Raw genomic sequence first — 14619 nt, forward strand, 5'->3', positions numbered from 1 at the left:
ATCGATCTGATGAGGCGAATAGCCCGCTATTTAACGAATCAGATCGAATGAAATTGGCCGAAAGACCGGATCTCGCAGTAGATCAGCGTTAAGTCCGACAGGCTCCTAGATCGGCCGATGTGGCCCGAGACCTTCCCGGCAACGTGAGCGCCGCTGGGGACGGTCAAGAATCCGCCGGAGCATGTGCCACGCAGCCAATCCTGCCAGCAGGTTGCCGGCCGCTGCGCCCAGCGCCAATCCGGTCAGGCTCCCCAGCTGCGCCCCCAGCCATAGGCAGGGCAGGTAGAAGAGAAAGAGTCTCGCACAGGAGAGCAGCATGGCACGCAGAGGCCAGCCCAGGGCATTGCCCGCGGAAACCACCAGCATGCAGACGCCGAGCAGTGCATAGCTTGGCAACAGAAAGCGAATCAAGGTAGCCAGATCATCGCGTACCTCCGGGTTGCCGGAGAGCGCCAGCGCTACCCAGGGTGCCGCCAGCACCATTACCGCCCCGAGTCCCAGCTGCCAGAGAACAACGACCTTGAGTGCGAGCTTCATGAGCCGATGCACCTGGTCCCAGTCACCCGCACCGTAGCAGCGCCCCAGCCAGGGAGGCAGGGACATGGTCATGGCCAGCACGACCATCAGGGAGACCGTCTCCAATCGGCTGGCCAAACCCCAGGCCGCCACTGCGGCTTCGCCGAGGCCCGCCACCACCGAGATCGCCAGCATGGCCGCCAGGGGCGGCATCAACTGGCTGACCATGGCGGGGCCAGCAATGCCGGCAAAGGGTCGCGCAGAACGAACCAGCTCTCCCCCCAACCCAAGATACGACAGCCAGTCGGTCTGCCACAGGCGACGCCCTAATACCAGCAGGCCACAGGCGAATGCCAGCGTCGTTGCCCAGGCGGCGCCTGGCAGGCCCAGCCCTTCCCAGGGCCCGATACCGAAAATCAACAGGGGATCGAGCACCAGGTTGACCAGGCTGGTGATGACCATCAGCTTGCCGGGTAACCGTGTATCGCCATGGGCGCGAAACAGGCTGTAGCCAAAGTAGAGCACGGCACCCAACCAGGCAGCCAGCAGCTGTGGTGCCCAGTAGGCACGTATCAACCCACGTGTCGCGGTATCGGCTCCCAGAAGGGCGAACACCGGCTCCTGCACCCACCAGAGCAGCAGCGCCAGCAACGCAATAAGGGCGGTACCTGCCAACAGCACCAGCGAGCCCAGTCGCCGGGCGCGCTCCTGCTCCCCCGCCCCAAGCGTACGGGAGATCATTGCGGCAATCGCGATGCCCAACCCGACCTGGACACCGATGACCAGGAACGATAGCGGAAAGGTGAAGGACTGGGCCGCCAGAGGCGCGGTACCCAGCCGAGCGATAAAGGCACTGTCCACCAGTTGGAAGCCAAGCAGCGCCAGCACGCCGATGGCCATGGGCCAGGTCTGGCGCCACAGGGTCAAGCCCAGGGAGGGGGAAACTGCAGTTTTCGTCACAATGCTCCTGTGCTAGAGCAAATGCCGTATTCTACGCTGGCCGTGCTCAGTGCGACAGACTGCCGGGACTCGGCACCTCCCCAACGAGCAGTCTCTCGATGGCGTCGGCGGACATGGGACGGTAAAAGTAGAAACCCTGCACCAGATCGCAGTGGATATCGCGGACCAAGGCAAGCTGCTCATCGGTCTCGACCCCTTCGGCGACGACCTCAAGCCCGAGCCGGTGGCCAATGAAGACAGCCGCCTCCATGATGGCACGATCCTTGGGCTGCCCGGGCGCATCCCGAATGAAAGAGCGGTCGATCTTCAGTGATGTCACCGGGAACTGCTTGAGATAGCTCAGCGAAGAGTAACCGGTACCGAAGTCATCGATGGCAATGCGAAAGCCGCGATGGTGGAGTGAGGACAACCCCTCGAGGATGCGCGTATCGGCTTCGATCAACACGTTCTCGGTGAGTTCGATGCCAATCTCCCTCGGCCCGAGTCGATAGCGACGAAGGTGGGCCTCAAGTCGCTCGAAGACGTCGTGCCGCCCCATCTGCCGCCCGGAGAAGTTGATATCGATGCGCTCCAGCTTCAAGCCGGCATCCCGCCATTGCGCCCGCTGTCGGCAAGCCTCCTCCATGACCCAATCGCCCAACCGGTGGATGAGCCCGGAACGCTCGGCAACGGGGATGAATTCCTGAGGCGATACCGGCTGCCCGGGGAGTGGCTCCCACCGCAGCAGGGCCTCCAGGTTCTCGATCCGGCCACTGGCTGCCGACACCTGGGGCTGGTAGTGAAGGAAGAGTTCATCGTTGTCCAGGGCACGCTCGAGGCTCTCGGCCAGGCGGTGCTGCCGCATCAGATCGTCGTGCAGGTGCTGATGGAAGTATTGCAGCCCACCCCGCCCTTCCAGCTTGGCCTGGTTCTTGGCCACATCGGCATTACGGATCAGTTCGCGCGCGCCAGAGCCGTTGTCAGGAAATAGGCAGACTCCCAGGCTTGCGGTGACGCGGCGCTGGAGCCCTGCCAGGCTGAAGGGTTGCCGGAAGACCTCCTGCACCTTGTGCAGGACACGCATCACATCGTCTTCCCGGTGCACAGCAGGAAACGCCAGCACGAACTCGTCGCTTGAGACCCGCGACATCAGGTCCGTGGCACGAAGCTGCCCACTCAGTCGGCGCGCCAGCTCAATCAGCAGGCTATCTCCCTGCTCATAACCCAGGGTATCGTTGATATCGACGAAGCGATCGATATCAAGGTAAAACAGTGCCAAACCAAGGCCGCGACGGCGACAGCCATCGAGTGCCTCATCGAGATCCGCCTCAAAAGTCTCGCGATTGGGCAAGTGAGTGAGGCGATCGAAGCGCGTGGCAAACTCCAGATCACGATGGGCTCGCTTCTGGTCGGAAAGGTCCACATCAACGCAGAACATGAGTGGCTCATCGGTGTGCTCGTTGAGCATCACATGGTGGGAGAAGACGGGCACCACCTCACCACTCTGGTGCCTGAGCTCCAGTTCAGCGGCGGGAATTTCGATACCTTCGTGTATCCACAATTGATGAGCTCCGATGACTCCCTCACGCATGGCGTCGGGAATGATCAGGTCCTCGAGCAGTTGCCCCTGTGCCTCAGCCGGCGAATAGCCGTAAAGGCGAGTGCTGGCCTCGTTCCAGTAGATGACGCGGCGGTCGCGATCGTAACCTTGCACTGCCACCTTCGGTAAGCTCTCCAGCAACGCCCTGAAGCGTTGCTCGCTCTCCAGATATTGGCTCCGAACCCGCTCCACGTCACCCTGGCCTTCCTGAGCGACGGCAGGCGAATCGAGCTGAGTCACCGGCCTTTTCGGCAGCCAGTGCCCCAGCCACTGTCTGAGACGGGAGTCGTGGCCGAACATTTATAACCTCATCGTCAGAGAACGGGCCAGTTCCCTTGAATGGCCAAGTGGCCTGATCATGCTGGCGCCTGTTTTTATATCCTACACTTCCCTGTCGCTCATCTCCTACATCCTCGGTAGAAGTGGTCTCACCTATTCCATACTGCGGAACGAGATCCATCACCATATTTGTAAATAATAAGTACATTTCTTTGACATTTCATTGCATTTATTTTCATTTTTCTCCTGTGGGTCGGACTTTTTGTTCGACAACGCATGGGCAATTCCGCCCTCTTGACAGGAGATAGCTCTCATGAAACTCGAGACCCTCAAGCATGGCTTCGATCTCACCAGCATGCCCCTCGACCCCCTGGCCGACTACTGGCCGGCATCGACAACCACCTCTCTGGCACAGCGCGACTGGGCATTGACCGATGTGCGCTCACGCCTGGACCTGGAGGCCTGGCAAACCTTCGCCGACGACCTTCCGCGGGACCCTTACGTCAATTGCCGCTGGAAACGCATGTCCTGGTTGGCCCTTGATGAGAGGGGCGATGTCAGGGACATGGGGCACTGCCCAATGGCACAAGGCGGTGCCTTCAACGACGCCGAGAGCATGGCTGATCGCCTACGCTACTACGACCCCTTGACGTCCGACTTCCTGGCTCGTCCCGACGTCAAGGCCTTTGTAAGGGCCTGGGCCAGGCTATGGAACCTGGCCGCCCATGAGCCGATCCTGATGCAGATCACAGGGGTGCGCGGGGAGGGGCTGGTCGACCCCCTGCAGGGGCAGGGCATCCACGCCGACGGCTGCAAGGCCCTCAGCATCCTGGTGCTCAAGCGGGAGAACGTAAGTGGTGCAGACAACCACCTCTATGCCGACAAGGCCGGCACCCAGCCGCTAGCGGATGCTACCCTCGCGCCCGGGGACATCCTTCACCTCCGCGATGACCGGCTCTACCATAGCGTGGATGGCATCACCCAGGAAAACCCCGCCATCCCCTTCGAGCGCTTCATCATCATCATCAACAGTCGCTTCGTGGACGACTTTCAGAACCGCATTCTGCGTCGTCACTTCCCCGACGCGGTGCTCAACGAGACCCGCTGAAGTCCCAAGTCGGGCGGTAGGCAGATACCGCCCGCGTGAATAACCCACCACAACGCAACATCCCCGGGTAAGGAGCCCCGGGGATGTTGCATTCGTGCCTGGGCCAGATCGGAATTACTGACGCACGCCCTCGAAGGTGACGTAGAGCTCGAGCTCTTCCATCATTTCCGGGAAATCACTCATGTCGATGCCGAAATCGGCCAGCGTCAACATGGTGCTGCCCTCGAAGCCGGCGCGGTAGCTGCCCCAGGGGTCCTCACCTTCACCGACCAGGGTGACCGGCATCTCGATCTCGCGGGTCTCCCCCTTGAGGGTAAAGTCGCCGGTGATCACTCCCTCGTTATCGCCTGTCGGCTCGAAGCCGGTGGAGACGAACGTGGCCGTCGGGTAGTCGCCGGCACTCAGGAAGTCATCGCTCAGGAAGTGACGGTCGCGCTCGGCATGGTTGCTGTTCAGGCTGTTGACCTGGACTTCCATTTCGACACTCGAGGCCTCGAGGTTCTCCGGGTCATAGTGGAACTGCCCTTCGAACTCCTCGAAGTTGCCCAGAATGTAGGAGTAACCGAGGTGGTTGATCTTGAACTGGACGAAGGCGTGCTGGCCTTCGGTGTCGATCACGTAGTCGTCGGCCTGAGCCTGGCTGAAGCCGACGAAGGAAGCGGCGCCCAGGGCGGTGACAAGCGCAGTTTTCTTGAACGTGTTGGTCAGCATATCAGGTGGTTCTCCTTGTGATGGTACGCCAGTGGCGCATCGGTCACCGGCGCCGCGAACGCGCCGGATTCAACATACGGGTCAGGGTATCGTGGCGATCGAGGTAGTGGTGCTTGAGTGCCGCCAGGGCATGGCCAGCGGCCAGCAGCATCAAGGCCAGTGCACTGTACCAATGGACCTCACCCGCGATACTGGCCTGGTTAGGCAGGTGGCTGATCAATGCCGGCACTTCGAACCAGTCAAAGACACTGATCCCACGCCCTCTCGCGGTGGAGATCAGGTAGCCACTGACCATGACCAGCAGCATCAGTACATAGAGAGCAGTATGGCCCAGGTGCGCGGCGATACGCTCAAGCCGGCTGCCTTGAGCGGCAGGCGTCGGCTGAATGAAGCGCCAGCACAGTCTCAGCAGCGTGGCGAACAGCAGGAGCATGCCAATGGAGCGGTGCCACCAGGGGGCGAGGTTATACCAGGCGTCGAAGTAGCCCAGGTCCGTCATCCACCAGCCAAGAACGAAGAGCCCGACGATGACCAGGGCACTGAGCCAGTGCAGAAATATGCTGACCAGGCCCCAGCCTGAGCGGGTATTACGCCACATATCGGCCCTCGCGGAATGAATGGACTACAACGAGGCGAAGCTTACCGCAGCGCAGTATGAGCATCTGCTGAAAAAAGCCGAATACAACGTTCAAAAAAATGACGCGATTGGTAAAACGGCCGGCAACAGCAGATGCCCAAGCCCTTGGCAACGTCCTCGCATTACCACCTCGAGCATCCAACCCCTCAAGCCAGGGCGTCGAGCCCCCGCGCCAGGTCGATACGGATGTCGTCGAGGGATTCCAGCCCCACCGCCACCCGAATCAAGCCCTCTGTGATGCCGGCAGCGGCCTTCTGGTCATCGGAGAGGCGACCATGGGTCGTGGTGGCCGGATGGGTGATGGTGGTCTTGACGTCACCCAGGTTGCCGGTAATGGAGAGCATTCGCGTGGCATCGATGACCGACCAGGCGACGTCACGCCCGCCCTTCACCTCGAAGCCGAGCACCGCGCCGAAGCCCTGCTGTTGACGTGATGCCAGCGCATGCTGGGGGTGGTGTTCCAGGCCACTATAGTGGACCCGCTCGACTGCCGGATGGCTCTCCAGCCACTGGGCCAGCGCCAGGGCATTGCCGCAATGGGCACGCATGCGCAGGCTCAACGTTTCGAGCCCCTTGGTAAAGATCCAGGCGTTGAAGGGGCTCAGGCAGGGGCCACAGGTGCGTACCACACCGAAGACCTCCTCCAGCTCCTGGTTGCGCCCGACCACCGCCCCCCCTACCGCCCTGCCCTGGCCATCCAGGTACTTGGTGGCCGAGTGGATGACCAGATCGGCCCCCAGCGCCAGCGGCCGCTGTAGAGCGGGCGTCAGGAAGCAGTTGTCGATGGCCAGCAGCGCATCATGACGATGGGCAATCTCAGCCAGCGCCGCGATGTCGACGACCTCCGAAAGCGGATTGGAGGGCGTCTCGGCGAACAGCAGCCGGGTATTCGGCGTGATGGCCGCTTCCCAGGCCGCGAGGTCCGACAACTCCACATAGCGTGTGGTGATGCCAAGCTTGCCGAAATACTTGTCGAACAGGCTGACCGTCGAACCGAACAGCGAGCGTGAGGCGACGATCTCGTCCCCCGCCGACAGCAGCGCCATGACCGTGGCCAGAATGGCCGACATGCCGGAACTGGTGGCCACGCAGCGCTCGCCCCCCTCCATCACCGCCAGGCGCCGCTCGAAGGTATGCACCGTGGGATTGGTGAAACGCGAGTAGACGTTGCCGGCCTCCTCACCGCCAAACTTCCGCGCGGCTTCCGCCGCGCTGCCATAGACGAAGCTCGACGTGGGGAAGATCGGCTCGCTGTGCTCCTGCTCGAAGGTGCGCTGGTGACCGGCGCGAATCGCCTGGGTCTCCAGCGCCCAGGCCGCTTCCGGTGTCGGGTCGTCTTGCATGCTCGGTCCTTAATTGTTGGCCAGAGTGGTCGATGGCAGTGACAGCGATCAATCGTCGATGTCGTCGTCCTGGTTGTGCATTCCCACCAGCGCATGACCGCCCGTGCTCTGCTGCTGCTTGGCCGCGTCGTTGCGCGATGCCTCCAGCGCCGACAGGTAGCCGGCATCGATATCGCCGGTGATGTAGCGGCCGTCGAAGACCGAACAATCGAAGCTGGTCAGTTCCGGATTCACTTCACGACAGGCCGCCTTGAGATCGTCCAGGTCCTGATAGAAGATCCTGTCGGCACCGATCAGCTCACCCACCTCCGCTTCGCTGCGCCCATGGGCAATCAGCTCCGTGGCGGCCGGCATGTCGATCCCGTAGACGTTAGGATAGCGCACCGGCGGTGCCGCCGAGGCGAAGTACACCTTGTTGGCGCCGGCCTCCCGAGCCATCTGGATGATCTGCTTGCAGGTGGTGCCGCGCACGATGGAGTCATCCACCAGCAGGACGTTCTTGCCCTTGAACTCGATATCGATGGCATTGAGCTTCTGGCGCACCGACTTCTTGCGCTGGGTCTGCCCCGGCATGATGAAGGTCCGGCCGATATAGCGGTTCTTCATGAAGCCTTCACGGTAGGTCACACCCAGGTGCTGGGCCAGCTCGAGGGCCGAGGTGCGCGACGTGTCGGGAATCGGGATGACCACGTCGATGTCGTGTTCCGGCCATTCGCTGCGAATGCGGTCGCCAAGCTTGCGGCCCATCTGCATGCGGGTGCCGTAGACATAGGCCCCGTCGAGAATGGAGTCCGGGCGGGCCAGGTAGACGTGTTCGAAGATGCAGGGCGAGAGGCTGGGCCGGTCGGCGCAGGACTGCGTGTGGATATTGCCCTCCATGTCGACGAAGATCGCCTCGCCGGGCGCCAGGTCGCGATGCAGTTCGAAGCCACCCACGTCGAGTGCCACCGACTCCGAGGCGATCATCACCTCCTGGCCGCTGCCCTCGTCGCGGGTACCGAACACCACCGGTCGAATGCCGTTGGGGTCACGGAACGCCACCAGGCCGAAGCCGTTGATGATCGCCACGGCCGCATAGCCACCCCGGCAGCGCCGATAGACACGACGCACGGCATCGAAGATATCGCCCGGCTCCAGGTGCGGCCCCTGCTTGCCCAGCTCATGGGCGAAGACATTGAGCAGTACCTCGGAGTCGGAGCTGGTATTGATGTGGCGCAGATCGGAGGAAAACAGCTCCTGCTTGAGCTGATCCGAGTTGGTCAGGTTGCCGTTGTGCGCCAGGGAAATACCGTAGGGGGAGTTGACGTAGAAGGGCTGGGACTCCGCCTCGCTGGACGACCCGGCCGTGGGGTAGCGCACGTGACCGATACCCACGTTGCCCTTCAGTCGCGCCATGTGGCGAGTGTGGAAGACATCGCGTACCAGACCATTGCTCTTGCGGAGCAGGAAGCGGCCTTCGCTCCATGTCATCATGCCGGCGGCATCCTGCCCGCGATGCTGTAGCACTGTCAGGGCGTCATAGATCGCCTGGTTGACGGTCTGCTTGGCCAGAAGGCCCACGATACCGCACATTCCACCTTACCTCGCTGCCATGGGGGCCGGCCTGGGCCGGCTTATCGTTCGCTTGTCGTACGCTGCGTCAGGGTCAAACATCGAGAATCGGCGGGTCAAAGCCGATGTTAAACAGGTGCTTCAGAGCGCGCCTTCAGAGCGTGCGCTCTTCGGGCACCTCGGGTTCCGTGGCTTCGCGGCCTTCCGGAAACGACAGGTTTCGCCAGGATTCGGGCGTCTCGGGCACCCGATCCTCCCAGGCCTCGAGCTGGCTGACCGCCCAGTCACGCAGCTGCTCGAAGGCGGGTCTCAGCTCGGCTTCCTGCCAGGCCTGAAGCTGGGCCAATGGCGTCAGCGTGATCAGGATGGTGGCGATGATCAGTATCGCCGCGCCACGCGCCACGCCGAAACAGGCGCCGGCCACGCGGTTGAAGAACCCCATGCCCACCCACTCCACTGCCGCATGTACCATGCGGATGACGATGCCACAGAGCAGGATCACCCCGAGGATCACCAACACGAAGGCCAGCACCAGACGACCATCGGGATTGTCGATGAAACCCGACAGCAGATCGGCCACCGGCTCGGCCAGCAGTCGTGCCGCCAGCAAGGCGATGATCCAGGCGGCGAGCCCGAGGCCTTCACGGATCAGACCGCGCATGAACCCGGCCAGGGTCGACACCGCCAGTACGCCGAGAAATATCCAGTCGATCCAGGTCAGTAACATGGGCACACTCTCTGCGTCACTCCCTCACCCGCACCAGCAGCCCCTGAAGGTTGGCCTGCTCTTTCAGCTCAGCCATGGCGCGCTCGCCGGACTCGGATGAATCGTAGGGCCCCACATACACCGTGGTCATGTTGTTGTCCCGGCGACGGCTATAGACAGAGAAGCCCTGCTCCTCCAGCTGGGCCTGGAGCCGCTCGGCGTTGCCCGGCTCACCGAAGCTGCCCACCTGTACCGCCCACTCACCTGCAGGGGTGGTGGGCGTGGCGCTCGGCGCAGCATCGTCCTGTTGGCTTTCCATCCGCTCGGATGCCGCACGGGCCAGGTCGGCGATGGGGTCTTCGGCCGGCGGCTCGTCGGCCTGTTGCGCGGGGTCCGGCGGGGCCACTTCTGCTGGCGGCACCTCGACAATAGCCGTCTCTTCCGCCGCCTCGACGTCGGATTCGGCGACAGGCTCGATATCGACGGGCTCAGGCAGCGAGCCGACCTCGCCCGCCGACTCGGGGCCGCGTATCTCACCCAGGCTGCTCGGCGGCTGCGGGTCGGGCACATCGCGCCGTTCGACCGGTACCGGCTGCTCGATGCTCATGACCGGCTGCGGTCGCTCGTCGCGAGGCGCCGGGTCGTCGAACAGCATCGGCACGAAGATCACCGCCAGGGCAATCAGAATTATGGCCCCGCTGACTCGCTCACGCATTCCGTACTTCATCTTGATCTCCTGCCCAGGCTAAGCCGCACCTACACCTGCATCCATGCCAGAATGGCGCCCACGGTATAGAAGGAGCCGCAGACCAGTACTCGGTCTTCAGGCGCGAGCCGCCCGCTCAGCCACTCGGCGCCCGCCTCCGGCGATGCCGCCTGAAAGGCCACCGGCGCGCCGCTTGCGTGCACGTGCCCGGCCAGTTCCGCTGCGGTGCGGGCTCGCTCCCCCTCCAGCGTCACTGTCACCCAGGCATCCGCCACTGTCGCCAGGGCGCCGATCACGCCATCGGCATCCTTGTCACCCAACATGCCCAGCAGTATCCAGGTTCGGCCAGTACAGGGCATGGCCTTCAGTCGCTCCGCCAGGTAGGCCGCAGCATGTGGGTTGTGTCCGACGTCCAGGCACCACTGCCCCAGCCACTGCATCCGCCCCGGCAGCTTGACGTCGGCCAGCGCCAGCCGGCAGGCGACAGCATCCAGTGCCACATCGGCCAGGGTCAGGGCCTGAAGGGCCGTTGCTGCATTGTCCAGCGGCAGGCCGGGGTCAGGCAAGTCATCGAGAGAGACGTTATCAGCGGGGAGTCCGCAACCCTGCCAGCACCAGTGGGATGGCCCGGTCTCATGCCACTGAAAGTCTTCGCCAATAGCCACGACCGGGGTACCACGCGCGGCAGCCGTCCCGCGAACGCTGCCGGGCAGCTCCCGACTGCCCAGGACCGCTGGCCTGCCGGCGCGAAAGATCCCCGCCTTCTCACGGCCGATGCCCTCGAGGTCGTCGCCCAGATAAGCGGAGTGGTCCCGGGCGATGGTGGTAATCACCGCCACGTCGGCATCGATGATATTCACCGCATCCAGGCGCCCGCCCAGGCCGACCTCCAGGATCGCCAGGTCCGGCTGGCAGCCGACGATGGCCCATAGGGCTCCCAGGGTGCCGACTTCGAAGTAGCTCAGGCTGACAGGGTCACCGTCAAGGCGTGCCGCCTCGACCGCCTCGAACCCGGCAATCAGCATGTCGTCGCTGGCCTCCACCCCATCCAGGCGCAGACGCTCGTTGTAGCGGAGCAGGTGTGGCGACGTGTAGCTGGCAGTGGAGAGGCCATGCGCACGGGCCAGTGCCTCGAGCATGGCCACCGTGGAGCCCTTGCCGTTGGTCCCCGCCACGGTGATGACACGACGAGCCAGGGTGGTATCGAGCAATCCCATACGACGGCCGACCTCGGCCACCCTGTCGAGCCCGAGGTCGATACCCATGGGATGTGCTGCCTCAAGCCGTGCCAGCCAGGCATCGAGGCGCAGGGATGTCGCGGGTCGCGTCACGGCCGGATCAACGCGGCGACTCGGAGCGGTCGGCTTCGCTGTCGGGCTCGCCGGGCTCCGCAGACGCCTCCTCGAAGTCGGCCGGCTCGGAAGCGAGGGGCTGTTCGACCTCCACTTCCTCCACCTGTTCGGCCATATCGACCAGATCCGGTTCGGCCAGCATCTCTGCGTCGAGGCCGCTGGCTGGCTGGTGGGTCAGCTTGCGCAGCACCCCGCCCAGCCGAGTTCGCATATCGCCTCGCGATACGATCATGTCCACGGTGCCGTGCTCGAGCAGAAATTCGCTGCGCTGGAAGCCCTCGGGCAGTTTCTCGCGCACGGTCTGCTCGATGACCCGCGGACCGGCGAAACCGATCAGGGCATTGGGCTCGGCCACATTGAGGTCGCCAAGCATGGCCAGCGAGGCAGAGACACCGCCGAAGACCGGATCCGTGAGCACCGAGACATAGGGCACGCCCGCCTCACGCAGCCGTTCCAGCGCCGCCGAGGTCTTGGCCATCTGCATGAGAGAGAACAGCGCTTCCTGCATGCGCGCACCGCCCGAGGCAGAGAAGCAGATCAGCGGGATGCGCTCCTCCCGTGCCAGGGTCGCCGCACGTACGAACTTCTCCCCCACCACGGCGCCCATGGAGCCACCCATGAAGGTGAACTCGAAGGCCACCACGACCACCGGCAGACCGTCGAGACTGCCACGCATGGCGACCAGCGCGTCCTTTTCGCCGGTCTCCTTCTGGGCGGCGCTGAGGCGATCCTTGTACTTCTTGGAGTCACGGAACTTGAGGCGATCCGTGGGCTCGAGATCCGCCGATATCTCCTCGCGCCCCTCCTTGTCGAGAAACCAGTCGATGCGCTTGCGCGCGGTCAGCCTCAGGTGATGATTACACTTGGGGCAGACGTTGTGATGCTTCTCCAGTTCAGGCAGGTAGAGCACCGCTTCGCATTTGGGGCACTTGCGCCACAGGCCATCGGGCACACTGGCCCGCCGGTCCTTGCGCTGTATACGCCCCATGGAAGGTACGATCTTGTCAAGCCAGCTCATGAAAGGCTTCCGTATGCTGTCGCGCCCGGCAGGGCCGGGCGTGGTGTATCGAATTGGTTGGCGACATCAGCGTCCGCTCAGGGCATCCAGCGCCGTGCGCATGTCACTCAGTACCGCCTTGAGCTCACCGGCAATGACGCCCGGGTTCTCGGCATTGGCGGCGATGCGGCTGACCAGCGCGCTGCCGACGATCACGCCGTCGGCCACCTTGCCGACCTCGGCGGCCGAGGCACCGTCGCGAATACCGAAGCCCACACAGAGCGGAAGGTCGGTCAGTTCACGCAGCGGGGCCAGATGGGCGGCCACATCCTCTGCATTGAGCGTAGCGGCACCGGTCACACCCTTGAGGGCCACATAGTAGAGGTAGCCTTCGCCATGGCCGCATATTGTAGCGGCCCGTTCATGGGAAGTGGTAGGGGCAACGAGAAAGATCGAGGCGAGCCCGCGCGCCTTGAGGATAGGGCCCAACACATCGGCTTCCTCGGGGGGCATGTCGACGGTGAGTACACCGTCGACACCCGCAGCGGCTGCCTGGTCGGCGAAGGCGTCCAGTCCGATCCGTTCGACCGGATTCAGGTAGCCCATCAGGACCACCGGCGTGTCGGCGTCGGTCTGGCGGAACTCACGCACCATCTCGAACAGGTGGGTCAGGCGCACGCCGTGCTTGAGGGCGCGCTCGCAGGCCTTCTGGATCACCGGACCATCGGCCATGGGGTCGGAAAACGGCACCCCCAGCTCGATGATGTCGGCGCCCGCCTCCACCAGCGCATGCATGAACCCGACGGTATACTCCGGGGCCGGGTCACCGGCGGTGATGAAGGGAATCAGCGCCCGACGGCCATCGGCCTTGAGCGCGGCGAAGCGTTGGTCGATACGGTTCATTTGAGCCCCTTAGAATTCGATGCCGTCGAGTTTGGCAACCGTCATGATGTCCTTGTCGCCGCGGCCGGAAAGGTTGACGACGATGTTCTGGTCGGGACGCATGGTCGGCGCCAGCACCTTGGCATAGGCCAGGGCGTGGGCGGACTCCAGCGCGGGCATGATGCCCTCGACCCGGGTCAACTCGCGAAACGCCTCGAGCACTTCTTTATCGTTGGCAGCCACGTAGTTGACCCGCCCGACGTCCTTCCACAGCGCATGCTCGGGGCCGACGCCGGGATAGTCCAGGCCCGCCGAGATCGAGTGGGTGTCGGAAACCTGGCCACCCTCGTCGGACATCAGGTAGGTTCGGTTGCCGTGCAGCACGCCACGGGGCGCATTGGAGGCGAGCGGTGCCGCATGGCGGCCGGTCTCGACGCCATCACCACCGGCCTCGACGCCATACATCACCACGTCATCGTCTTCCACGAAGGGATAGAACAGGCCCATGGCGTTGGAGCCGCCGCCGACGCAGGCAACCAGCGCATCGGGCAGCCTGCCGAACTCCTCCAGCGACTGACGACGCGCCTCACGACCGACCACGGCATTGAAGTCGCGCACCAGCATGGGATAGGGGTGCGGGCCGGCCACGGTGCCGATGATGTAGAAGGTGTCGTCGACGTTGGTGACCCAGTCGCGCAGCGCCTCGTTCATGGCATCCTTGAGCGTGCGGGTCCCGGACTCCACCGGAATCACGTTGGCACCCAGCAGGTGCATGCGATAGACATTGAGCTTCTGGCGCTGCACGTCCTCGGCGCCCATGTAGACATCGCACTTCAGCCCGAGGCGCGCCGCCACCGTGGCCGTGGCCACGCCATGCTGCCCGGCGCCGGTCTCGGCGATCACCCGCGGCTTGCCGCTCTTCTTGGCCAAGAGAGCCTGGCCAATGGTGTTGTTCACCTTGTGGGCGCCGGTGTGGTTGAGGTCTTCTCGCTTGAGCCAGATCCGTGCCCCGCCAAGCTGCTTCGACCATCGCTCGGCATGATAGAGCGGTGACGGACGGCCCACGTAATGGGCCAGGTCATAGTCGAATTCGGCCTGGAATTGGGGATCGTCGCGAAGGCTCAGGTAGGCCTTCTCAAGATCGTCCAGGGCGAAGCTCAGGGTCTCCGAAACGAACCGGCCACCATAGGCGCCGAAATGGCCACGGGCATCCGGCAGTCGGGTCAGGTCACTGAACTTGCTCACGAAAGACACCTCACAGGGTCGCCAGTAGGAACAGGGGAAGTACAACG

General features: G+C 63.6%; 13 protein-coding genes. 1 reads left to right on the forward strand and 12 read right to left on the reverse strand.

Features of this window, described 5'->3' with window-relative positions; all coding sequences use genetic code 11:
* Positions 1-105: 105 nt before the first annotated feature.
* Entirely contained in the window at positions 106-1416 is a 1311-nt protein-coding gene (locus tag LY622_RS16585) for an MATE family efflux transporter (RefSeq protein WP_234292047.1), read from the reverse strand.
* A gap of 106 nt (positions 1417-1522) precedes the next feature.
* Entirely contained in the window at positions 1523-3355 is a 1833-nt protein-coding gene (locus tag LY622_RS16590; RefSeq protein WP_234291902.1) for a putative bifunctional diguanylate cyclase/phosphodiesterase, read from the reverse strand.
* 292 nt (positions 3356-3647) lie between these two features.
* Here LY622_RS16590 and LY622_RS16595 point away from each other — a divergent pair, with 292 nt between their 5' ends.
* On the forward strand, positions 3648-4442 hold the full coding sequence (locus tag LY622_RS16595; RefSeq protein ID WP_234291903.1) for a 2OG-Fe dioxygenase family protein: 795 nt from the start codon (positions 3648-3650) through the stop codon (positions 4440-4442).
* 114 nt (positions 4443-4556) lie between these two features.
* Here the strand turns inward: LY622_RS16595 and LY622_RS16600 are convergent, their stop codons facing one another.
* From LY622_RS16600 to trpB, 10 genes are all read right to left on the reverse strand, one after another.
* Positions 4557-5153: a YceI family protein gene (locus LY622_RS16600; protein ID WP_234291904.1), complete on the reverse strand. Its 597-nt coding sequence runs from the start codon at positions 5151-5153 to the stop codon at positions 4557-4559.
* 43 nt (positions 5154-5196) lie between these two features.
* Positions 5197-5751 (reverse strand): cytochrome b, encoded by a 555-nt coding sequence (locus LY622_RS16605; RefSeq protein ID WP_234291905.1) that lies wholly within the window; start codon positions 5749-5751, stop codon positions 5197-5199.
* A 185-nt stretch (positions 5752-5936) separates the two neighbouring features.
* The gene (locus LY622_RS16610) at positions 5937-7133 is read right to left on the reverse strand and encodes an O-succinylhomoserine sulfhydrylase (RefSeq protein WP_234291906.1); all 1197 of its coding nucleotides are present in this window, start codon (positions 7131-7133) and stop codon (positions 5937-5939) included.
* A gap of 48 nt (positions 7134-7181) precedes the next feature.
* On the reverse strand, positions 7182-8705 hold the full coding sequence (gene purF / locus LY622_RS16615) for an amidophosphoribosyltransferase (protein WP_234291907.1): 1524 nt from the start codon (positions 8703-8705) through the stop codon (positions 7182-7184).
* A gap of 133 nt (positions 8706-8838) precedes the next feature.
* Positions 8839-9411, reverse strand: a complete 573-nt coding sequence (locus LY622_RS16620; RefSeq protein WP_234291908.1) for a CvpA family protein — start codon at positions 9409-9411, stop codon at positions 8839-8841.
* A gap of 16 nt (positions 9412-9427) precedes the next feature.
* Positions 9428-10117, reverse strand: a complete 690-nt coding sequence (locus LY622_RS16625) for an SPOR domain-containing protein (RefSeq protein ID WP_234291909.1) — start codon at positions 10115-10117, stop codon at positions 9428-9430.
* A 29-nt stretch (positions 10118-10146) separates the two neighbouring features.
* Entirely contained in the window at positions 10147-11361 is a 1215-nt protein-coding gene (gene folC / locus LY622_RS16630; RefSeq protein WP_234292048.1) for a bifunctional tetrahydrofolate synthase/dihydrofolate synthase, read from the reverse strand.
* A gap of 73 nt (positions 11362-11434) precedes the next feature.
* Positions 11435-12466 (reverse strand): acetyl-CoA carboxylase, carboxyltransferase subunit beta, encoded by a 1032-nt coding sequence (accD, locus tag LY622_RS16635; RefSeq protein WP_234291910.1) that lies wholly within the window; start codon positions 12464-12466, stop codon positions 11435-11437.
* Positions 12467-12532: 66 nt separating this feature from the next.
* Positions 12533-13348, reverse strand: coding sequence for a tryptophan synthase subunit alpha (gene trpA / locus LY622_RS16640; protein ID WP_234291911.1), 816 nt, complete (start codon positions 13346-13348; stop codon positions 12533-12535).
* 9 nt (positions 13349-13357) lie between these two features.
* Positions 13358-14572, reverse strand: coding sequence for a tryptophan synthase subunit beta (gene trpB, locus LY622_RS16645; protein ID WP_234291912.1), 1215 nt, complete (start codon positions 14570-14572; stop codon positions 13358-13360).
* Between the last annotated feature and the right edge of the window lie 47 nt (positions 14573-14619).

This window comes from Halomonas alkalisoli (assembly GCF_021412585.1).
GTDB classification, from domain to species: Bacteria; Pseudomonadota; Gammaproteobacteria; order Pseudomonadales; family Halomonadaceae; genus Halomonas; species Halomonas alkalisoli.